17 protein-coding genes are annotated in these 23485 nt (G+C 37.1%); 4 read left to right on the forward strand and 13 right to left on the reverse strand.

All coding sequences use genetic code 11. The features are described 5' to 3' along the window. On the reverse strand, positions 1 to 4518 hold the full coding sequence (gltB, locus tag ACXX8U_RS03435; protein WP_458564617.1) for a glutamate synthase large subunit: 4518 nt from the start codon (positions 4516 to 4518) through the stop codon (positions 1 to 3). A 402-nt stretch (positions 4519 to 4920) separates the two neighbouring features. Here gltB and sucC point away from each other — a divergent pair, with 402 nt between their 5' ends. Beyond that, on the forward strand, positions 4921 to 6114 hold the full coding sequence (gene sucC, locus ACXX8U_RS03440) for an ADP-forming succinate--CoA ligase subunit beta (RefSeq protein WP_306261006.1): 1194 nt from the start codon (positions 4921 to 4923) through the stop codon (positions 6112 to 6114). 157 nt (positions 6115 to 6271) lie between these two features. Then, positions 6272 to 7837 carry a protein adenylyltransferase SelO gene (locus tag ACXX8U_RS03445; protein WP_458564618.1) on the forward strand — a complete coding sequence of 522 codons (1566 nt, stop codon included), beginning with the start codon at positions 6272 to 6274 and terminating at the stop codon, positions 7835 to 7837. A 30-nt stretch (positions 7838 to 7867) separates the two neighbouring features. On the opposite strand, the gene ACXX8U_RS03450 is transcribed toward ACXX8U_RS03445, so the two are convergent. The 5 genes from ACXX8U_RS03450 to ACXX8U_RS03470 all read right to left on the reverse strand — a co-directional run bounded on the left by ACXX8U_RS03450 (position 7868) and on the right by ACXX8U_RS03470 (position 11481). Continuing rightward, positions 7868 to 8383, reverse strand: a complete 516-nt coding sequence (locus ACXX8U_RS03450; protein WP_458564619.1) for a hypothetical protein — start codon at positions 8381 to 8383, stop codon at positions 7868 to 7870. A 57-nt stretch (positions 8384 to 8440) separates the two neighbouring features. Beyond that, positions 8441 to 9097, reverse strand: a complete 657-nt coding sequence (locus ACXX8U_RS03455; protein ID WP_458564620.1) for an NAD(P)H-binding protein — start codon at positions 9095 to 9097, stop codon at positions 8441 to 8443. 5 nt (positions 9098 to 9102) lie between these two features. Beyond that, positions 9103 to 9567, reverse strand: a complete 465-nt coding sequence (locus tag ACXX8U_RS03460) for a DUF1456 family protein (protein ID WP_458564621.1) — start codon at positions 9565 to 9567, stop codon at positions 9103 to 9105. A gap of 78 nt (positions 9568 to 9645) precedes the next feature. Continuing rightward, a complete protein-coding gene (locus tag ACXX8U_RS03465) occupies positions 9646 to 10656 on the reverse strand; it encodes a dipeptide epimerase (RefSeq protein ID WP_458564622.1) in 1011 nt (336 codons plus the stop codon). 21 nt (positions 10657 to 10677) lie between these two features. Beyond that, positions 10678 to 11481, reverse strand: a complete 804-nt coding sequence (locus ACXX8U_RS03470; protein ID WP_458564623.1) for an alpha/beta hydrolase — start codon at positions 11479 to 11481, stop codon at positions 10678 to 10680. A 58-nt stretch (positions 11482 to 11539) separates the two neighbouring features. Here ACXX8U_RS03470 and ACXX8U_RS03475 point away from each other — a divergent pair, with 58 nt between their 5' ends. Beyond that, positions 11540 to 11941 carry a TerB family tellurite resistance protein gene (locus tag ACXX8U_RS03475; protein ID WP_458564624.1) on the forward strand — a complete coding sequence of 134 codons (402 nt, stop codon included), beginning with the start codon at positions 11540 to 11542 and terminating at the stop codon, positions 11939 to 11941. Here the strand turns inward: ACXX8U_RS03475 and uvrB are convergent. Next, positions 11938 to 13929, reverse strand: a complete 1992-nt coding sequence (uvrB, locus tag ACXX8U_RS03480) for an excinuclease ABC subunit UvrB (protein ID WP_458564625.1) — start codon at positions 13927 to 13929, stop codon at positions 11938 to 11940. The genes ACXX8U_RS03475 and uvrB overlap by 4 nt on opposite strands. Before the next feature lie 58 nt (positions 13930 to 13987). Beyond that, positions 13988 to 14932 (reverse strand): 23S rRNA (adenine(1618)-N(6))-methyltransferase RlmF, encoded by a 945-nt coding sequence (gene rlmF, locus ACXX8U_RS03485; RefSeq protein WP_458564626.1) that lies wholly within the window; start codon positions 14930 to 14932, stop codon positions 13988 to 13990. 153 nt (positions 14933 to 15085) lie between these two features. On the opposite strand from rlmF, the gene ACXX8U_RS03490 reads away from it, so the two are divergent. Next, positions 15086 to 15949, forward strand: coding sequence for an alpha/beta fold hydrolase (locus ACXX8U_RS03490; protein WP_458564627.1), 864 nt, complete (start codon positions 15086 to 15088; stop codon positions 15947 to 15949). A gap of 377 nt (positions 15950 to 16326) precedes the next feature. Here the strand turns inward: ACXX8U_RS03490 and ACXX8U_RS03495 are convergent, their stop codons facing one another. The 5 genes from ACXX8U_RS03495 to ACXX8U_RS03515 form a co-directional block, all read right to left on the reverse strand. Next, complete coding sequence (locus ACXX8U_RS03495) at positions 16327 to 16692, reverse strand: hypothetical protein (RefSeq protein WP_236363202.1); 366 nt, start codon at positions 16690 to 16692, stop codon at positions 16327 to 16329. Positions 16693 to 16750: 58 nt separating this feature from the next. Further along, a complete protein-coding gene (locus tag ACXX8U_RS03500; protein ID WP_458564628.1) occupies positions 16751 to 17413 on the reverse strand; it encodes a thiamine diphosphokinase in 663 nt (220 codons plus the stop codon). A gap of 211 nt (positions 17414 to 17624) precedes the next feature. Continuing rightward, entirely contained in the window at positions 17625 to 18467 is an 843-nt protein-coding gene (locus tag ACXX8U_RS03505; RefSeq protein WP_458564629.1) for a DUF4249 domain-containing protein, read from the reverse strand. 15 nt (positions 18468 to 18482) lie between these two features. Continuing rightward, a complete protein-coding gene (locus ACXX8U_RS03510; protein WP_458566380.1) occupies positions 18483 to 20855 on the reverse strand; it encodes a TonB-dependent receptor in 2373 nt (790 codons plus the stop codon). 152 nt (positions 20856 to 21007) lie between these two features. Continuing rightward, positions 21008 to 23230, reverse strand: a complete 2223-nt coding sequence (locus ACXX8U_RS03515) for an NADP-dependent isocitrate dehydrogenase (RefSeq protein WP_458564630.1) — start codon at positions 23228 to 23230, stop codon at positions 21008 to 21010. Positions 23231 to 23485: the final 255 nt, after the last annotated feature.

Here is a 23485-nt window from a genome sequence, read left to right on the forward strand (position 1 = left end):
CTATGACGCTATAAGTTCTTTAATTTCTTTTTCTTCGGCTAGGCGTTGTAATGCTTTTTTGTAATCAGTGGGCATTACTTTTACAAAATGCTGCTGTTGATTTTCCCAATCTTCCAGAATCCTTTTTGCTAAAGGACTACTCGTATACAGCGAATGATTTTTAATCAAACGACGTAGTTTGGTAAAATCGTCTTCTTCTAAAGATTCCAAGCCAACCATTTCCATGTTGCAAACTCGTGCATCAAATTTTTTGTTGGGATCAAAAACATACGCAATTCCACCGCTCATACCAGCTGCAAAATTCCTTCCGGTTTTTCCTAAAACCACTACAGTTCCTCCAGTCATATATTCGCAACCATGATCTCCAATTCCTTCTACCACAGCTGTCGCTCCTGAATTTCGAACACAAAAACGTTCTCCCGCCATACCATTAATGTAGGCTTCGCCAGTAATAGCCCCGTATAGCGCCACGTTACCAATAATGATATTTTCTTCGGGTTTGAAAGTAGCAGTAGGAGGAACTTTAATGATTAGTTTTCCGCCAGAAAGCCCTTTGCCAAGATAATCATTACAGTTGCCGTGAATTTTAAAAGATAAACCATTTGTTGCAAAAGCGCCAAAACTTTGTCCAGCGGATCCTGTAAAATCAACTAAAATAGTGTCTTCGGGTAAACCCTGCGCACCGTATATTTTTGAAATTTCGTTACTCAGAATTGCTCCTACAGAACGATCGGTGTTTTTGATATCGAAGGTGACTCTTGTTTTTTCTTTTCTGTAAATTGATGGAATCGCAGCTTTGATAATATCAAAATCCAAAACGTGCTCTAAAGCATGATCTTGAGTAGTTGTATTGTGATTGGGAACTTCTTTTGCTTTTTCAGGCTTGTATAAAATGGAAGACAAATCTAGTCCACTTGCTTTATAATGCTTAATAGCTTTGTTTACATTCAGTTTTTGTGATTGTCCAACCATTTCTTTTAAGGTTCTAAAGCCTAATTGAGCCATAATTTCGCGCAATTCTTCGGCAATAAAATACATGAAGTTGATTATGTGCTCTGGCGTTCCTTTGAAATTTTTTCTCAATTCAGGATCTTGTGTTGCAATTCCTACCGGACATGTATTCAAGTGACAAGCTCGCATCATGATACAACCTGAAGCTACTAATGGCGCTGTTGCAAAACCAAATTCCTCCGCTCCTAGTAAGGCTGCTATAGCCACATCGCGACCCGTTTTTAATTGGCCATCACATTCTAAAACGATACGGCTTCTCAAATCGTTTAAAATCAATGTTTGTTGCGCTTCGGCAAGTCCAAGTTCCCAAGGAATTCCGGTATGTGTTAATGAAGTCAATGGAGCGGCTCCAGTTCCTCCGTCGTATCCTGAAATTAAAATCACATCTGCTTTTGCCTTTGCAACTCCAGCGGCTATTGTTCCAACACCAACTTCAGAAACTAATTTGACATTAATTCTAGCTTCGCGATTGGCATTTTTTAGGTCAAAAATCAACTGCGATAAATCTTCAATTGAATAAATATCATGGTGCGGTGGTGGCGAAATTAAGCCAACATATGGTGTTGAATTTCGTGTTTCGGCAATCCAAGGCACTACTTTTTCGCCAGGTAATTGTCCGCCTTCACCAGGTTTGGCGCCTTGTGCCATTTTGATTTGTATCTCACGAGCGTTGGTCAAATAGTTGATCGAAACCCCAAAACGGCCAGAAGCAACTTGTTTGATAGCGCTATTTCTAGAGTCTCCATTTAAGTCTTTTTGAAAACGTTTTGGATCTTCTCCTCCTTCTCCTGAATTGCTTTTACCACCAATTCTGTTCATGGCGATCGCTAGGTTTTCATGTGCTTCTTGGCTAATGGATCCATAAGACATGGCACCTGTTTTGAATTTTTTTACAATTTCAGTCCAAGGTTCTACTTCATCTAGAGGTATAGGGTCTAAGTTGTTGAATTCAAATAAACCTCTTATGGTCATCAAATTTTCACTTTGATCATTGACCATTTTTGAATACTCCTTATAACTTTCAGGACTGTTTAAGCGAACAGCTTGTTGTAATTTAGAAATCGTGGTTGGGTTGAACATGTGCTTTTCACCTGATCTTCTCCATCTGTAAACACCGCCAATTTCAAGTGGAAGTAAATTACTGACTTTAGAATTTGGAAAGGCTTTTTGATATCTTTTTTTGACTTCTTTTTCAATTTCCATCAATCCAATTCCTTCAATTCGAGATGGTGTGTATGGGAAATATTTAGAAGTAAAAGTTTTGTTCAGTCCTAGGATTTCGAAAATTTGTGCCGCTCTGTAAGAATGCAAAGTAGAAATTCCGATTTTATTCATGATTTTCAGAATCCCTTTTGCAATGGCTTTGTTGTAATTTTTGATGGCATAATCGGCTTTTACGCCAGTGATAAATCCTGCATTTACTTGATTGTGAATAATTTCATTAACCATGTACGGGTTTATAGCACTTGCGCCGTAACCGAATAAAAGCGCAAAATGATGCGGCTCACGTGGTTCAGCCGATTCGATAAGAATACCAAATTTTGATCGAACTTTGAGAATGTTTAACGAATGATGAATGTAAGAACAGGCCAATAACATTGGTATTGGAGCCATTTTTTCACTTACTCCTCTGTCCGAAAGAATCACAATGTTACAACCTTCTGAAACTGCTTTGAAAGTGGCTTGAACTGCTTTTTCTAATGCACGTTCTAATCCATTAACTCCTTTTTTGATATCGTATAATGTAGAAATAGTGACTGATTTGAAATCAGCATGATCAATATTTCTTATTTTATCTAAATCTTCGTTGGAAATAACAGGATTTTGGATTTTTAGTTTTTTGCAATGCTTAGGCTCAATATCAAAAATATTAAAATCTCCACCAATCGCTAAACTGATATCAGTAATGATTTCCTCACGAATACCATCCAATGGTGGATTAGTAACCTGAGCAAATAATTGCTTGAAATAGTTATATAAAAGCTGTGGCTGATCTGATAAAACGGCAAGCGGCGTATCGTTACCCATAGAACTTAGCGCCTCGGCTCCTTCGGCACCCATTGGGTTGATGATGGTTTTTAAATCTTCAATCGTATATCCAAAGAGACGCTGTCTAGTTTCGAAATCTATATTTTCAACAGGAATAGGATTATCAGTGTAAGGAATTTGCGCTAATGGTAGTAAATTTTCATCCAACCATTGTTTGTAAGGACGTTTGGTGACAATTGCATTTTTGATTTCGTCATCTTCTATAATTCGGCCTTCGTTCATGTCAACCAAAAACATTTTTCCTGGTTCTAATCGACCGTGCTGAATCACATCTTCTGGTTTGATGTCAAGAACTCCAATCTCTGAAGACATAATTACGAAGCCACTTTTAGTCAATGTATAACGAGATGGACGTAAACCATTTCTATCCAATAAAGCGCCAATAACGTTACCATCTGTAAAAGGAATAGAAGCTGGTCCATCCCAAGGTTCCATAATACAAGCATTGTATTCGTAAAAGGCTTTTTTATCGGCTGACATCGTTTGGTGTTTTTCCCAAGCTTCAGGAACAACCATCATCATTGCTTCCGGCAGAGAACGACCTGTCATTAATAACAGTTCAATTACCATATCCATTGAAGCAGAATCTGATTTTCCTTCCAGAATAATTGGGAAAAGCTTTTTGATGTCTTCGCCAAAAACATCACTTTTCATTAACTCCTCACGTGCACGCATGCGGCTAATGTTTCCGCGCAAAGTGTTGATTTCTCCATTGTGACACATATAGCGAAACGGTTGCGCGAGTTCCCAAGACGGAAAAGTATTGGTAGAAAAACGTTGGTGAACCAATGCCAATCGGGTTACCAAGTCATCATCAAGCAAATCGGTGTAATACCTACTGATGTCTTCTGGCATCAATAAACCTTTATATATTATTGTAGTGGTAGAAAAACTGGAGAAATAAAAACGATAGCTCTCGGATATTCTGGAATTTAATACGGTATGTTCTGCTATTTTTCTTGCAGCAAACATTTTGGCATTGAAGGCTTGTTCTGTTAAATCTTGCCCATTTTTACCCACAAAAACTTGAACTACATTAGGTTCTTTTTCGGCAGCAATTGCACCCAAGTTCGTAACATCAACTGGAACGGTACGCCAGCCTAAAATGGATAAGTTTTGATCTTGAATGGCTTTTTCAAAAGTAGTTTTACAAAATAAAAGTTGGTTCGCACTTTTAGGCATAAACAACATTCCTACTGCATATTCTCTTATTTCAGGGATTTCAAAATCACATGCTTTTTTAAAAAAAGCGTGAGGAATATCAAATAAAATTCCAGCGCCGTCTCCTGTGCGTCCGTCAGAACTTACGGCACCGCGATGTTCTAACTTGATTAAAATGTCAAGTGCTTTGTGAATAATATCGTTCGACTTAATTCCATTTAGATTACAAATAAATCCTGCTCCGCAATTATCGTGTTCAAATTCGGGCAAATACAGACCTTGTTCTTTAACTTTCATGCTTAATTTTTTTCTTCAAAATTAAATATTTAGTATGGATTATTAGTCAAATTGGTTAAATACGAGTATTTTTTATAGTAATAACAGAAAAACGTTGTGAAAAATACAAAAACGCGATTTAAAGGGAGGTGATTTGTTTTTTCGATAAAATTCGAGTCTACAAATAGACAAATTGCAAGCAGAAACATCTAAATAATGCTGATTTTCAACTTGAGATAAAAAAATATAACAAAATTATAACATAAGCTTAAATTTGTTTTGGTTGACACCGTTTCAGTAGTATTTCATGACTAATAATTCCCCAATTTTTTAGGAAAAAAAAGAGCAGTTACACATAATTTTGCTATTTTTGTGCCACTTTAAAATCTGAAAAAATTTCAGAAGCCAGACAAATTCTATATTATGAACATACACGAATATCAAGGAAAAGAGATTTTAGCTAGCTACGGAGTGCGTATTCAACGCGGAATCGTTGCTAATAGCCCAGTAGAAGCGGTAGCTGCTGCCAAACAATTAACAACTGAAACCGGTACTAGTTGGTATGTGGTAAAAGCACAAATTCACGCAGGTGGACGTGGAAAAGGTGGAGGAGTTAAGCTTGCTAAAAACTTACAGCAAGTAGAAGAAATTGCAGAACAAATCATCGGAATGCAATTGATCACGCCTCAAACTTCTGCTGAAGGTAAAAAAGTACACAAAGTATTAATTGCTGAAGATGTATACTATCCTGGTGAAAGTGAAACTTCTGAATTTTATGTTTCTGTTTTATTGAATAGAGCTACAGGTCGTAACATGATCATGTATTCTACTGAAGGTGGAATGGATATTGAAGAAGTTGCTGAGCACACACCACATTTGATTTTTACTGAAGAAATTGATCCTTCTGTAGGGTTACAAGGTTTTCAAGCAAGAAGAATTGCTTTTAACTTAGGTCTTTCTGGAAATGCTTTTAAAGAAATGGTGAAATTCATCGACTCTTTATACAATGCATACATCGGATCAGATGCTTCTATGTTCGAAATCAACCCGGTTTTGAAAACATCTGATAATAAAATTATGGCTGTTGATGCTAAAGTAAATATCGATGATAATGCTTTGTACAGACAAGCAAAATATGCTGACATGCGTGACGTTCGTGAGGAGAATCCAATCGAAGTTGAAGCAAAAGAAGTAGGATTGAACTATGTTGACCTTGACGGTACTGTAGGATGTATGGTAAACGGAGCAGGTCTTGCAATGGCAACTATGGATTTAATTAAATATGCTGGTTTTGAGCCTGCTAACTTCCTTGACGTAGGAGGAACTGCTGATGCAAAACGTGTTGAAACTGCTTTCCGTATTATCTTGAAAGATCAAAACGTTAAAGCGATTTTGATTAATATTTTTGGTGGAATTGTACGTTGTGACCGTGTGGCACAAGGTGTTGTTGATGCTTACAAAAATATGGGTGATGCTATTAAAGTACCAATCATTGTTCGTTTACAAGGTACCAATGCAGCTATTGCAAAAGAATTAATCGATAATTCAGGAATGCCAATTTTATCTGCTGTTGAATTTCAAGAAGCAGCTGATCAAGTACAAGCGGCGCTTTCTTAATTTATTTTTTGTTATATATTACAAACCTGTTTGTCTCTGGCAAACAGGTTTTTTTTTGCTTTGATTTTACTTTGTCCTAAACTATTGCTAATAAAATTATAACAGAAAGTGTTTTGTTAGCCCTTTGATTTACCTTTGTCTCATCAATAATCAGTTTATGAAACTTCACATACATAATAGCTTTATTACCGAATTACCGGCTGATAAAGATCAAAATAATACACCGCGTCAAGTGGAAAAAGCTTGTTTTTCATATGTGCAACCGGTGGTGCCATCTAATCCTGTGTTAATTCATGCTGTTGCTGAAGTTGCAGACAATATTGGATTATCACAAACTGATTTGTCCAGTACTGAGTTTTTAAAGGTCTTTTCAGGATCGACAGTTTATCCGGATACTAAACCGTATGCGATGTGTTATGCAGGACATCAGTTTGGCAATTGGGCTGGGCAGTTGGGAGATGGTCGTGCTATAAATTTGACTGAGGTTATAAATAATGATCAGCTGTATACGCTCCAATTGAAGGGTGCGGGACCTACACCTTATTCCCGCAATGCAGACGGTTTTGCGGTTTTGCGCTCGTCTATCCGTGAATATTTGTGTGCTGAGGCCATGCATCATTTAGGAGTTCCTACAACTCGCTCTTTATCGTTGATGGAAACAGGTGATCCGGTTTTACGTGATATTTTATACAATGGCAATCCTGCTTATGAAAAAGGTGCTGTGGTATGTAGAGTAGCGCCTTCTTTTATTCGTTTTGGAAGCTTCGAGATTTTTGCAGCACGCAATGACCTTGCAAATCTAAGATTATTGGCTGATTATACCATCAAACATCATTTTTCAGATATAAAGGAAGAAAGCGTATCGAAATATGTTGCCTTTTTTAGTGCTGTTGCAAAAGCGACTCGTACCATGATTATTCATTGGCAACGCGTGGGTTTTGTGCATGGTGTAATGAATACCGATAATATGTCTATTCACGGAATTACGATTGATTATGGACCTTACGGCTGGCTTGAGGATTACAACTCAGGTTGGACACCCAATACGACTGATGCTCAATATAAAAGATATCGATTTGGTAATCAAGCCGAAATTGCGTTGTGGAACTTGTATCAATTGGCAAATGCTTTATTTCCTCTTATTGAGGAAGCAGCGCCTTTAGAAGCTGTTTTAGAGTCTTTTCGATCTGATTACGAAAAGGATTATTTACAAATGATGCAGGATAAATTGGGATTAACCGGCGACGCCGAAAATGATTTGGTTTTAATTGGTACTTTGGTGCAATTATTAGAAAAGGCAGAAATGGACATGACACTCTTTTTTAGAATGCTGAGTAAAATAAAGAAAGAGAACGCTGTTGAAGCAGCTTTTGATATTATTTGCTTAGCATTTTACAATGAAGAACAATTGCCTCAAAATGTGCGAGCCGAGTGGGTGCAATGGTTGCAAAATTATTTGAATCGTTTACAAAAGGAAACTATTTCAGATGAAGAGCGAGCAAACAAAATGAATACTTGTAATCCGAAATATGTGTTACGTAATTATATGGCCCAATTAGCGATTGATGCAGCCGAAAAAGGGGACTATTCAATTGTAGAAGAATTATTTAATGTGCTTCAGAAACCATACGACGAGCAACCTGAGTTTGAAAAATGGTTTGCCAAAAGACCAGATTGGGCTCGCGAAAAAGTAGGTTGTAGCATGTTGAGTTGTAGTTCGTAAACCGCAAAGCAAAATTTTTCACTTTTCGTTTTATTCTTTTTTTGAAGCATCTTTTAAAATTTGCTCCTTTTTATCCTTGATGTTTTTTGCAGTTTTTCCAAGAACATGTATAATGTCTGATTGAATTTCTCCAGAACTTAAATTGTAAAATTCGGTGGTGTTCGTTGTATTGACCTCTAGGATATAATTGCGATTTAACTGTATCGTCTCGATGTCGTCTTTGATTATTTCGCCATTGATTGCGTATCCCACACTTTTGGTTTTGACCTTGGTATATTCATTTTTTATTTGTTCCAAAGTCATGAAGTCAAACTGTTTCGGATTTTTGGATTGAATAAAAAGTTGACTTTCAAAGCGGACATTGTTTATTACTGTATCTCTTTTTATGACATTAACGGTTGCAATAAGGTCGGGTTCGATGTAAGCAATGGTTTGTTGCGAAACCAATTTACCATCAAAAAAGAAAGCAGGATCGGCAACTTTTTTAGTTTGAGCAGATAGATTTAGTGCAAAAAATAGAAAGAGTAAACAAAAAAGACGTTCCATAGCATTTGATTTTGGTTAAAAAAAATCCTGATGACTTATCAGGATTTTGAATGAGTTTTATTTACCGAGTTCTTCAAGCACGTCCGATTCATAAATATGAAAACCTACTGTGTTTTTTTGAGCTAGTGTGTACATGGCTTTGGCAACGGTAGCGCCATGTATGGCTTTATATTTTTTTAAGTTCCCTTGAAATATAAAGGAAAATATTTTCATAAAAAATGCACCTACTTTTTCGCCAAACCTAAATTCAGCTCTTGGACCAAGTAATAGCGAAGGTTGTAAAATAGCAACGTTCTCAAAAGGTAAGGTTTTTAAAAAATCCTGAATTTCACCTTTGGTTTTTAGGTAAAAATTAGTTGATGTTGCCGATGCGTTCAATGAAGAAATCAATAAAAACTGTTTTACATTCTGTGCTACAGCAATACTTGCAAACTGTTTTGGGTATTCAAAATCTACTTTTCTAAACGCTTCTTGGCTTCCTGCATTTTTGATAGTTGTTCCAATAGTGCAAAACAAATCATCACCCACGACGTACTGTTGGAAACTTTCTGGTGCATCGAAATCAATTTGATGTTGCATGAGTTTAGGATGTTGCAAACCTGTATCTCTTTTTACGAAAGTAATGACTTTACTGTAATCAGCACTCTCTAATAAAAGTTGTACCAAGGCAGAGCCAATCAATCCGGTGCTTCCAATAACAATCGCTGTTTTCATTCGGCTTATTTTTTGTTTTTACCGAAGTTGTATTTTACTTTTTCAACCACTTGTACTTTAGGAGTTCCTTTTGCGAAAGTTTTTTTGAACGGTTTTTTTGCAGCCGGTTTTGCTTTAGCAGGAGCTTCATCTCCGCGTGCACCTTCCGGGTCTCTTGGTTTTGCTTTAAATTCAGGTCTGTTTTCAGCACCGTCTTTCACAGGAATTTGCGCTTTGTGTTTGGCTAAAACGTCTTTTGGGTTCTTCGGGTTTTCTTTCGTTCCACGCAAGTGAATTACCAATCCGTTCAAGAAATTACGCAACACTTGATCTCCGCATTCCATATAATTTTCGTGCTTTTCATCTCTAAAAAAAGCGCCTAATTCAGATTTTGTAATTCTAAAATCAACTAATTCTAGAATTTCTACTATTTGATCGTCACGTAACATCAATGCTACGCGAAGTTTTTTGAAGATATCGTTATTTGTCATGGTATGTATTTTTAGCAAAGGTACGGTTTATAAGTAATTAGCGGTTGTTTTTTTTAATAGTCGCTTTCCATTGCTAGTTTACAAAAGTTGCACACCATTTCCAGCAGTGGCAGCGTAGATTGTTCTGCCAAATTCTAATTTAATTCCTGTTGCGATGTCTTCTTGCAACAATAATGCGCCATCCATGTCTACAAAATCTAATTCAGGGAGTAAATGCGCGATAGAGGAGATGCCCACGGTTGATTCGGTCATGCAACCAACCATGGTTTTCATTCCTAGTTTCTTGGCTTCGGCTAACATGCGTCGGCCAGGAGTCAAGCCGCCACACTTGGTTAGTTTGATATTTATACCGTGAAAATGTTGGTGACATTTCGCTACATCTGTTTCAACAATGCAACTTTCATCAGCAATAATAGGTAAAACGGAGTTTTCAAATACTTTTTTATGACCTTCCCAATCGTTTGCAGGCAAAGGTTGTTCTAAAAATTCTACGCCAAGCTGTTGCAATTCCTTTGCATTTTTAAGTGTTTCGTCAACGGTCCATCCGCAGTTGGCATCAATTCTAAAAATGGCATTGGTATGTTTGCGAAGTGCTTTTACGATTGCCAAATCTTCAGCTGTACCTAATTTAATTTTATAAATCGGCCATGGCAATTCTTCCATTTTTGCAATCATTTTGTCAATAGAATCAATTCCAATCGTATAATTGCTCAGCGGATTATTTAAAGTATTGTAGTTCCATAATTCGTATAATTTCAAACCTTTAGATCGCGCATACCAATCGTTGTAAGCATTGTCTAAAGCACACAATGCAAATTTATTATGTGTTAAAAAAGGTGCTACTTGCTTCCAAAATTCTTCTGGTTTGCAAGGTTTAAGGGGGGCTAAAATGGACTCTAACTTCTTTAAATCTTCGACCATCATGGGTACCGTAATATTATAATACGGATTTGCGGTAGCTTCACCATAACCAGAGCAACCGCCACTTTGTAGCTCGACAATTAATGTAGGCTGCTTGTTGATTGATTTTCTCGAAATCGTAAAAGTATGTTTGAGTTTTAAATCGTATTGATGCAATAAAAGTTTCATAGGATTCAATCATTTTCAAAATTAATAGCCAAGCCATAATAGCGCGTCCACAAAACCATCTCTCCACAGTTTTTCATTATGTTGGCCACCTTTAACTATCTTTTTCTCGTTTCTGTTTAAGCAATAACAGCGGTTGGAGTTTAATAGGTATTCCATCTTGATCAGGTCAGAAACCATTTCTGGACTTTCATTGTCTCCACAAAGAAAATAGATTTTGGCTTTTGTTTTTTTACTGTTTTCCATGAACGTGTAAATCTCTTTCGAAAACCAAAACGAAGGTGAAAAAACACCTGCTTTGCCAAATATTTCAGGATATTTTAAAACGGCGTAAAAGGAGTTGAGTCCACCCAAAGAACTTCCCATAATCAGCGTATGATTTTTATCGGTTTTGGTTCTAAAGTTTTGATCAATATACGGTTTTAGTGTTTTGGTGATGAATTCTAAGTATTCGTCTGCTTTGCCGCCTCCATATTTTTCGTTTTTAAAAGGCGTGAGTTCGTCTAGCCTTTTTTCATTGCCATGCGCAATTCCGATAACGATAATTTGTGCTTGCAAACTATCGAGTTTTTCATCAATATTCCACTCGCCACTATAAGAAGTTGCAGCATCGAATAGATTTTGACCGTCGTGCATGTACATCACGGGATATTTCTTTTTGGAACTTTTGTAATTTTTGGGCAAGTACACCCAGATTTTTTTGGTGGTTTGAAGTTGTGGAGCTTTAATTTCAAAAGTACTTACTTGTTTGGATGCGGTACTTGATTGACCTTGAGCTATTACTGTAAATAATAACAACAAGTAAACGGATAAAAATTTCACTGTCATAAAAGTGATTTTGTGTATGTGATCTAAAAACTATAATTTAGCTAAAAATAGGAATTTGATGGCTACTTTCGAAGAAAAGAGAAGTTTACTTTTAGAATTAATTGCTTTTGCCACGGTTGATGGTAAACTACATCCAAGAGAATACGAGTTCTTGCGAATTGTGGCTGTTGAATTAGGTTTTAATACTGCTGATTTTCAAGCGCTATTTCATGAAGAATTGCCCGAGCTTCCTATTCGCTCAGAGTTTATGCGCATACAGCAATTTTATCGATTGGCATTGCTTATGCATTGCGATGGCGTTTTGCATGACAAAGAATTAGCCGCCATTCAGCAAATTGCTATTAAAATGGGGTTGAATCCGCACGCGACTAAACGCATTTTAAAATTAATGGAACAAGCACCTTTCTCTATTATTGAGAGCGAAGTTCTATTGACTATTTTTCAAGAGCAACACAATTAAGTAAGTTGCTCTTGTAATGCTTTGATTTCATCACGGAATTTGGCCGCCTGCATAAAGTCTAATTCTTTGGCTGCTTTTTCCATGTTTTTTCTTTTCTCCCGAATCAATTTTTCAATTTCAGGTTTCGATAAATAGGCATTTACTGGCTCTGCGGCTACTGGTGCGCTGTTGCCCAGTTCGTAATCTACCAAAGTATTTTTGGTAAATGCGCTTTCGATTTTTTTGTTCAGCGCTTGCGGAACTACATTGTTTGCAACGTTGTAATTGATTTGTTTGGTTCTGCGGTATGAGGTTTCATCAATTGTTTTTTGCATGCTGTCTGTAATTTTATCAGCATACATGATAGCTTTTCCGTTCAGGTTTCTTGCCGCACGACCAATAGTCTGCGTTAAAGATCGGTGGCTACGTAAAAAACCTTCTTTGTCGGCATCTAAAATCGCAACAAGAGAAACTTCAGGTAAATCAAGACCTTCACGCAATAAGTTTACACCTATTAATACATCAAAAATACCTTTTCGTAAATCTTGCATGATTTCAATTCGTTCCAAAGTGTCTACTTCTGAATGAATATAACGACAACGAATATGAACTTTAGTTAAATATTTAGCCAACTCTTCAGCCATTCTTTTGGTCAAAGTAGTCACTAAAACCCGTTCATCTTGTTCGGCTCGTTGTTGAATTTCTTCAATTAAATCGTCAATTTGATTTAAACTTGGCCTAATTTCAATAATAGGGTCTAACAATCCGGTAGGACGAATTACTTGCTCTACGACAACACCTTCTGTTTTTTGCAATTCATAATCCGCGGGAGTAGCAGATACATAAATGACTTGGTTTTGCATGGCTTCAAATTCCTCAAATTTTAATGGACGGTTGTCCATCGCAGCGGGAAGTCGGAAACCATATTCTACTAAGTTTTCTTTACGGCTGCGGTCGCCTCCATACATAGCACTTACTTGTGATAAGGTAACGTGACTTTCATCAACCACCATCAAATAATCTTTAGGAAAATAATCTAGTAAGCAAAAAGGTCTTGTGCCTGGCAAACGGCCATCTAAATAACGAGAGTAGTTTTCAATTCCGGAGCAATAACCCAATTCTCGAATCATTTCTAAGTCGAAATTAGTACGTTCTTCGAGTCGTTTTGCTTCCAGATGTTTGCCTATTTCTTTAAAATAATCAACTTGTTTGACTAAATCTTGCTGGATTTCCCAAATGGCATTTTGCAGCACATCGGGCGAGGTAACAAACATATTGGCAGGATAAATTGTTAATCGTTCGAATTTTTCTAAAACTTGGGATGTTTTGGTATCAAAACTTTCAATTTCTTCAATTTCATCACCAAAAAAATGAACTCGGTAGGCTTCGTCAGCATAACTTGGGTACACATCAACGGTATCACCTTTAATTCTAAAACTGCCTGGATTAAAGTCGGCTTCCGTTCTGGAATACAAACTTTGTACTAATTGATGTAGCAATTTAGTTCGCGAAATCATTTGACCGCGCTCAAGCGGAATTAAATTTTTCTGAAATTCAATTGGGTTTCCGATACCGTACAAACAAGATACCGATGCTACAACTAAAATATCACGACGACCAGAAAGTAGCGAAGCCGTTGTCGACATACGCATTTTCTCCAATTCCTCATTAATAGATAAATCTTTTTCTATGAAAACTCCGGTAACCGGCATAAAGGCTTCCGGTTGATAATAATCATAGTAGGATACGAAATATTCTACCGCATTATTCGGGAAAAACTGTTTGAATTCAGAGTACAACTGTGCCGCAAGGGTTTTGTTGTGTGCCAAAACCAAAGTAGGACGCTGCACTTCCTGAATTACATTGGCCACTGTAAATGTTTTTCCGGATCCTGTAACTCCCAAAAGGGTTTGAAAAGGATCGCCATCAATAATACCTTGTGCTAATTTTTGAATGGCTACAGGTTGGTCGCCTTTGGGCTGGTAATCGGATACTACTTGGAACTTCATGTGGGTACAGTGCTAGTTCACAAAGATACTAAGGAATTTGACAAACGGTTTTTAAAAACTAAAATTTCCACGCTTTTTGTTGGGCTTCGCTATGAAATGTCCAAGCTAAAATTCGACTTGTTTTTTGGCCTTGCGCCATATCAATGGTACGTACTGTTACAGCGCTTACCTTTTGTAAGGTTTTGTTTAAGCTGTAAAGATTTTCCTTTTTAGACACCAAAGTGGTATACCACAAGCATTGCATTGGGTATTTGGCACTTTCAAAAATCATTTGGGTCAAAAATCCTAGTTCGCCACCAGCACACCATAGTTCGGCATTTTGTCCACCAAAATTAAGAACAAGTTCTTTTGTTTTTGTTTTTTCGAGTGTGTTCACCTTTCGAAGACTGCTTTTGGTAGCTTCATCTGCCGAGGCATGAAAAGGCGGATTGCAAATTGTAAACGTAAAACGATCTTCAGGCGTGATGATGTTTTTAAAAATAAATCGCGACTCCGTTTGCTGTTGCAAACTGATGGCTTCACCAAGTTTTGGATTGTCACTCAAAATGCTACTACAATTTTCAATCGCTGTAAGGTCAATATCGGTACCGACAAAATTCCAACCATAAATTGCGTTTCCTAAAATAGGATAAATGCAATTGGCACCTACACCAATATCAAGGCCAAGTACGGAATCACCTTCAGGGATTACACCATTGTTACTTGAAGCCAATAGATCGGCTAGGTAATGAATGTAATCTGCGCGACCGGGAATTGGCGGACAAAGGTATTGGGCTGGTATGTCCCAATTTTTGATGTTAAAATGAAAAGCAAGCAATGCTTTATTGAGCGCCTTTACGGCTAGAGGATCGCTAAAATTGATGGTTTGTGTTTGATATTCATTCACAAATACATGTTGGCTAAGCTCAGGATTTACGGCCGACAATTGTTCAAAATTATACCCTTCACGATCAAGATTTCGAGGATGTAAATTTGTTTTAAGGATGCTTGTTGTTGCTTTCATTTTTTTAATTTCAGTGCAAAGATAGTCAATCCTAACTTGTAAATGGTTAGGCGGTTGCTTAAGAGAAAATAGCATTTTGAGTTGGTGTAAAAATTGTAGCTTCAAGGCTTTTAGTTGCCACAAAAAACGGTTACTTTTATAACAAAAACACTAATGAATTTTACGTTGAACCGATTCCGATTTAGAAAACGCTACATTGCCTATGTCTTATTTTTGAGCTATGTGGTAATGAGTCAGTCGTGTATGCGAATGCGCTACAGTGCCAAGGAAACAAAGCAGTTTTTTACTGAAAACGAAGTTCAAATTCAAGACAAGTACCTTAGTATAGACGGCCATCAAATACATTATATTCAAACTGGTGATGCGGCAAAACCTACGCTGTTTTTTATTCACGGTTCGCCAGGAAGTTGGAACGCCTACAAGGATTATTTAAAAGATAGTTTATTGCTGAAAAAATACCGAATGATTGCCATTGACCGTCCGGGTTTTGGGTATAGCGATTTTGGGATGGCCGAAAACTTAGCTGTTCAGTCGAAGTACATTGCCCAATTTATTGCGAAAATGAGTAATCAAAAAGAGGTTGTGTTGATTGGTCATTCGATGGGCGGACCCGTTATAACGCAACTTGCTGCGGATTATCCCAATCGATACAAACACTTAGTTATTTTGGCGGGCTCGCTCGATCCTGCTGCCGAAAAGCCAGAAAAATGGCGCACTGTGATCCTTTCGCCACCGTTACGGTATTTGATTCCGGGTGCGTTGCGACCATCGAACGATGAATTGTGGTGGTTGAAAGAAGATTTGATTGCTTTGAAACCAAAGTTGCCTAAGATTACGTCAGGAGTTACAATTATTCACGGGACCAAAGATGATTTGGTACCGTTTAGTAATGTTGATTTTATGAAAGAAAATTTTAGCAATGCAGCAAGTTTAAATGCCATTGTGATTGAAAATGCCAATCATTTTATTCCGTGGAGTCATTACGACATCGTGAGAGATGCTGTTTTAAAGTTGTAGTAGAGCTTCTGAAAATAAAGGTGTTCTGTTCTAAAGTAAAATCAATTTTTCGTTAACTAGTTTGAAGTTAAATACAAAACTAGTTATCCTTAAAGCTAATTGTCCAAATCCGATTTAGTAGCTGTTTTGTGCTGGTTTTTTATTAAATTTTTGTTGTAGAGTTGCAATTACTACACCAACAAAATTCTTCTATTTTATCTATTAATTTTGTTTCAGTTTTTTGATTGCATTTGAGACATTTTCTTTCATCGGTTTCATTTTCGACTGCAATATATTTACAACGTAGACAGCTCCATTTTGTCAATGTAGTTTCGCTAACATCAATATTCCAAAAAAAATTATCTGTTTTACACTTTGGACAAATTTGTACAGCCATTTTAATCTACTTTTTCAAAATAATATTCTAAATCACTGTCTAAATTAATTCTGGGTTTAGAAAAAAAACTTCTATAAATATTCATTTCATAACTAGCTTCTCCAAATTCAAATCTATAATTTAATTGAATATTAGTTCCTTTCAGTGAATATTTTAGTTTATACTTTCCATTTCCCCAAGTTTGACTTTCAAATCTATCATTACTGTAAATTTTCAAAGTATCTCCAAAATTTGGTCCGTCAATTAAACTTTGTTTGTTATTACTAACATAAGTTCCCGAAATCATATTTTTGGACAAGAAATTTTTGAATAAATAAAAGCCAAGTAGCAAAACACAAACTATCAAAATTTTATTATTTTTTACCATTTTTGTTTCTGTTTTGGATTTCTTTTTACCGTAGATTTTTTTGTAAACTTCCACACAACTAATCAAAACATTCCATTAACAATAAATCGCCTGATTGGTGCGAAATACTTACTAGTCCATCTTTGGCGACATGATTGCTACTACCGGTGCGATACCCAATAGTGAGGGTGTCATTTTGTAAAGGATAATACAAATTACTGGAATGAATTCCTGAAACTTCACCAACGGGAATGAGAGAAATAGGAGTGTTGGCCGTATACCATTTTTCGAATTGTCGTGGTAGAAGGAAAATTTTCGAATGGTCGTCAAGAACTACAATTTTAATGAGGTCTTTGTAGCGGACAATGTTGGTAATGTTGGTAATGGTATGATCGGCTCTTCGTCCGGTGGCCCAAACTACATTTACAGCGGGAATTTTGCGTTCAATTAGGTAATCAAAAGCTTTTTCTAGGTCGGTTTTGTTTTGGTCCGGCGTATGAATGATATCAATTGGGTATTGCAAGGTTTGGTATCGCTCTGTATTGAAATCTCGATCGAAATCGCCCAACAAAACATCAACTTTTATGTTCAAGTCCATCACGCGTTCCATGGCCGAGTCAAGCACAATCACAAGCGGAGACCACTCTAACAACTGCCCCAAAAGTTCAGGATTGCAAGCGGCACCATTGGCAATTATTAAAGCAGGTTCTTGATCGTCTCGAACGATATGATGTGAAGACATGGTATTGCGGTTTTGAAATAGGATTGTAAAAGTAAATAAAAGTTCTGTTATTGCCGAATGCCCTAGCCAAGATGGAAATGAAAACCAAGAACCGCTCTTGAACATTTGTTTTGTGCTTGTAGAAGAGCGACCAAAGGAAGCTCCTTATACAAGCTACAAAACAGTTCAAGAGCGGTTGTGGGTTGTAATGAACAGCTGGATAAGCTACTAATTATTGTACGGTGTAATTGGCAACTGCAATCTCGCTTAGGCTAAAAAAACCTAGCGGGAAATTTTCAGGAGCGGTGGTATTGACAATGTTGCCGCGCACGGTTGCCGGTGGTGACTGAAATGGGCCGCCGCCGCTGTTGCCTGCAATGCTCACGAGCACGCTCATGTAGTTGTAATAGGCGCGAGAAATGCCGTAATGAGTAACCTCGATTTTATCGTCTTTTTTTAGTTCATCGTTTTGCGAAATACTGAAAAACTCGTTGCCATCAAAAAATTCGTCACGGTCTACGTAAAAGTCTGACTTGCGTTGGTTTGAATACGAATATTTATACAGGTAATAATTAGGTTCGCCGGCAGGATCAAGATAAAAGGTTTTAATTTCCTTTTCGTTTCCTGTAAAACCGCCTTGGTTGTTTTGCTCGATTCGGCTAATTGGTGCGACCGCTTTCAGAGTCTCGGATGCAGTGTAGGTATTGCCGTTACTGATGATGGTTAAGGTATAAGTTTCGTTAATTACCGGTGCAAAATTGCTACAAACGTACTCGCCTGTTGTTCCTACTTCGTTGAAGACAAAAACTGTATTTTGACTGTTTTTGATAGTCACATTGGTGCCGCTTACTTTTGGTATTTGGGCACTGTAAAAGCCAGTTGTAGTAGTCAATTTTATTTTTTGGGTATTTCCTGAGGTGCCTTTTTGCCAGTTGATAGCTGCTTCGATAACTAATTTTGGAGCGGCTTCATCTAAGTCAACTGCAATTACATCTTCGCAACTACTCACCAAAAAAGAGAGTATAAGTGCAAGAAAAAGAAGGCTTTGTTTGAGGATATTTTTTGTTGATTTCATGGTGTCAAAAAGAATTTAAAACTTAAAATTATAACTCACAGCAGGAACTACTCCAAAAATTGAGGTACGAACGGCTTCATTAGCACCTGTATCCGCATTTTGCCTGAAATTAATTGATGCTGCGTTGCGCCTGTTGTATAGGTTGTAAATACTGAAAACCCATTCGCCTTTCCATTGGCGGTTAGCATTACTTTTTGGTGTTAAAGTTGCAGCAATATCTAAATGGTGGTATGCTGGCAATCTATTTTTATTGCGCAAGCCATAACTAGGAACCACAATGTCCAAGTACTCGTATTGCCCAGTTGGGAAGGTTACTGGTTGGCCACTTTGTAGTGCAAAATTAGCTCCAAAAGACCATTTGTCATTCAAGGTATAAGAAGAAGTAACTGCTAGGTTATGCAGTTTGTCATAAACAGAATTGTACCACTGCCCATTGTTGATGCCGGTTTCAAGTGGAGTTCGTCCGGGAGTTTGCTGCTCTGAACGTGATAGGGTATAAGAGATCCAACCGTTCAGTTTTCCTTCGTTTTTACGAAGTAAAAGTTCGAGTCCGTAGGAACGTAATTGCCCGTTAAGAATGATTTGCTCGATTGCATTGTTGGCAATCAAATCGGCTCCATCAATATAATCCAAACGGTTTTGTACTTTTTTATAGTAGGTTTCTACTTCAAAAGAATATTGGTCGTTGCTGAAATTTTTGAAAAATCCTAAGGCAACTTGATCGGCAATTTGTGGTTTGATGAAATTATCACTTGGTGTCCAAATATCAAGCGGAGTAGGAGATGAGGTATTTGAGATGAGTTGCAAATACTGCACCATGCGGTTGTAACTCGCTTTTATGGATTGTTCATCATTTATTTGATAAGCAGCAGAAAATCGCGGTTCAAGGTAGTTGAAGCTTTCAATTACTTGGTTACGGGAAAATGATTTTTGACCGATAGGAGTTGCTTTTTCATAAATTTTCAACTCAGGATTAAACAATACTGGGTTGTTGTCTTGGTAAAGATTAACATCCGATGCACCCAAACGGTAGAACATACTGTAGCGCAATCCGTAAGAAAGTGAAATTTTGTTGCTAATATCATGATCGGCATTTAGGTATAATGCAGGTTCGAAAGCGTATTTTTTATCTAATTGTGCAAAGTTAATTCCACTATCGGGTTTGGATGGTCTGATAGTTCCCGGATTGAACTCGTAATAAATACTGTTCATTCCGTAATTCAATTTGAATTTATCCGAAATATAGTTTTTGAAATCGTATTTGATGTTGTAGTTCTTAATACCAGAATCCCATTTGAAACCTACAAAATCAAGGTCTAAACCGTAATAATAATCACTGTATATCAAGGACAGGTTAGAGAATAATTTTTCAGAAAACAAATGATTCCAACGCAAGTTCACCGTGGTGTTTCCGTAAATGTTAGAAAAACTATCTCTTAAACTGAAAACATCACGACCAAAATAACCGGATAAATACAAACTGTTATTGGGATTTAGTTTGTAGCTTAATTTGGTGTTGAGGTCATAAAAATAAGCGGCGTTGTCCTTTTGTTCTTCGGAAAGTTTTAAAAATAAATGGGCGTACGAGCTGCGACCGCCAATTAAAAACGAACCTTTATCTTTTACTAAAGGTCCTTCGGCAAGAATGCGGCTACTGATCAAACCGATTCCTCCATTTACATGAAAATCTTTACTGTTGCCATCTTTTTGATAAATATCTAAAACAGAGGAAGCTCTTCCTCCAAAACGCGCTGGAATTCCGCCCTTATATAGTTTTAAATCTTTTATAGCATCTGGATTGAAAACGGAGAAAAAACCAAAAACATGCGAGGAGTTAAAAATGGTTGCTTCGTCTAGTAAAATTAAATTTTGATCGGCACCGCCACCACGAACGTTAAAACCCGAGGCGCCTTCGCCCGCGTTTGTAACTCCTGGCAATAATAAAATAGATTTTAAAACATCTACTTCACCTAGAACAACAGGCATTTTTTTAATGGCTGAAATCGAGAGTTTGTTAACACTCATCTCGGGTTTTTTGATATCGATCTTGGTTTTATTATCGGTAATGATGACCTCTTTCAAAGTGGTTTCGTTACCAAATAAATTGAAATTATTTTTAACGTTTTGATTTAGATTTAAAGTTTGTTCAATGGTTTTGTATCCCAAATAACTTACTTGGACGGTATAAGTCCCTTTGGGTAATGTAATCGAGTAAAAACCATATTCATTGGTAGTAACTCCCGTTTTTAACTCGGTAACCACCACATTTACTCCAATCAACGTTTCATTGCTATTGGCATCAATCACAGTACCACTCAGTGTGAATTTATCTTGGGCCAAAGCTGGCAAAGCGCCAAATAAAAGAAACAGCAATAGGTATTTTTTCATAAAATCCATAAAAAGTTGTTTAACGAAATATAAGCTACAAAGAACAAACTTTGTATTCTTAATTTTATTATAACGGATGTTAAGGTATTACTAATAAAAAAAAGACAACTCAATGAGTTGTCTTTTATAGTTATCCTTATTTGTGCATTTAATTATGCGATCTTTCCGATAATAGCATTGAACGTTGCACTCGGACGCATCGCTTTGCTAGTCAATTCCGGAATTGGATGGTAATGACCTTTAATTTCTTGCGCTTTTCCTTGTGCTGCAATTAATTCAGCGTTAATTGTAGCTTCGTTACTCAAAAGTTCTGCTGCAATTGGAGCAAAAGTCGCTTGCAATTCAGCATCTTTTGATTGTGCTGCCAAAGCTTCAGCCCAGTACATAGCTAAGTAGAATTGTGATCCTCTATTGTCAATTCCACCTACTTTACGTGCAGGAGATTTGTCATTCGCTAAAAATTTCTCAGTAGCTACATCTAAAGTTTCTGCTAAGACAATTGCTTTTGTGTTGTTTAAAGTTTGACCTAAGTGCTCTAATGAAGCTCCTAGTGCTAAAAACTCACCCAATGAATCCCAACGCAAATATCCTTCTTCTGTAAATTGCTCAACGTGTTTTGGAGCTGATCCGCCTGCACCCGTTTCAAACAATCCACCACCGTTCATTAACGGAACAATAGAAAGCATTTTAGCAGAAGTTCCAACTTCTAAAATTGGGAATAAATCAGTTAGGTAATCACGCAATACGTTTCCAGTAACTGAGATAGTATCCAAACCTTGTACAATTCTTTCTAAAGTAAATTGAGTAGCATCAACTGGATTCAAGATGCGAATGTCTAAGCCAGTTGTATCAAAATCTTTCAAGTAATGATTTACTTTTACGATCAATTCTCTATCGTGTGCTCTTTTGTCATCCAACCAGAAAACAGCTGGAGTACTTGACAAGCGCGCTCTGTTTACGGCTAGTTTTACCCAGTCTTGAATAGGAGCATCTTTTGCCTGACACATTCTAAAGATATCATTAGTTTGAACGGCTTGTTCCATTAAAACAATGCCATTTGTATCCACAACACGAACAGTTCCGTTGGTTGTAATTTGGAATGTTTTGTCGTGTGATCCGTATTCTTCTGCCTTTTGAGCCATCAAACCTACGTTAGGAACACTTCCCATGGTAGTTGGGTCAAAAGCACCGTGTTTTTTACAAAAATCAATTGTGGCAGTATATACACCAGCGTAAGAGCGGTCTGGAATAAGTGCAACAGTATCTTGTTGTTTTCCTTCTTTATTGTACATCTGTCCAGAAGTACGAATCATAGCAGGCATCGAAGCATCTACAATTACGTCAGATGGAACGTGTAAGTTGGTAATTCCTTTATCAGAGTTTACCATTGCCAATGCAGGACCATTTTCGATAGCTGCGTTTAATGCGGCTTCTACTTCAGCTTGCAATGGATTTCCAGCGATTTTAGCATAAACGTCACCAAGACCGTTGCGGGTATCAATGTTTAATTCTTGGAATAAAGTTGCGTATTTTTCGAAAACATCTGCAAAGTAAACCTCTACGATAGCACCAAAAATGATTGGGTCAGATACCTTCATCATCGTCGCTTTTAAGTGCACTGATAATAGAATGTTTTGTTTTTTAGCATCAGCAATCGTTTGCGCTACAAATGATTTTAATGCGTTTACATTCAGTACAGCAGTATCAATGATTTCACCTGCTTTTAATGGTGTACTCGCTTTTAGTGTTGTAGTCGAACCATCTTCAGCAACCAATTCAATTTTTACGTCAGTTGGAGTAGTAATGGTTACTGATTTTTCACTTCCGTAAAAATCACCACTTTCCATTGATGCTACGTATGTTTTTGAGTCTGCACTCCAAGCACCCATACTGTGTGGGTTTGCTTTTGCATAATTTTTAACTGCTTTTGGTGCTCTACGGTCAGAGTTTCCTTCACGTAAAACAGGGTTTACCGCAGATCCTAAAATTTTTGCAAATTTAGCTTTGATAGCTGTTTCTGCATCGTTTTGTGGTTCTTCTGGATAACTAGGAACAGCGTATCCGTGTGCTTGAAGCTCAGCAATAGCAGCTTTCAATTGCGGTACAGAGGCTGATACGTTTGGTAATTTTATAATGTTTGCTTCTGGCGTAGTAGCTAATTGACCTAGTTCAGCCAAAGCATCGTTGGTTTTTTGAGCATCTGTCAAAAACTCAGGGAAGTTGGCGATAATTCTACCAGCTAATGAAATGTCTCTTGTTTCAATTTCGATAGCAGCAGTACCTGTAAAGGCTTGAACGATAGGTAAAAATGAATAAGTGGCCAATAATGGCGCTTCGTCAGTAAGCGTGTAAAAAATCTTTGATTTCTGTGTCATTTTTTTATTTTTATAATCCAATAGCGTTAAAAGTAGCTTATTTAAAGGTTTATTCTTGAAATAAGGCGCACAAAGATATGAAAATCAGATGTAATTGAGGCCCGAATTACGCGAGAAAAACATCAATTTTCAGATTATAACGTGTTCGTTTTGGATTGTGATATTTACTCTTTCATTTGGTGTTTGTTTGATGGTGGATTTGATAAAATTAGAGCAAAAAAAAGTCCCAAAACGAGTTGGGACTTTTATGATTCA

This window comes from Flavobacterium sp. GNP001, assembly GCF_054343775.1.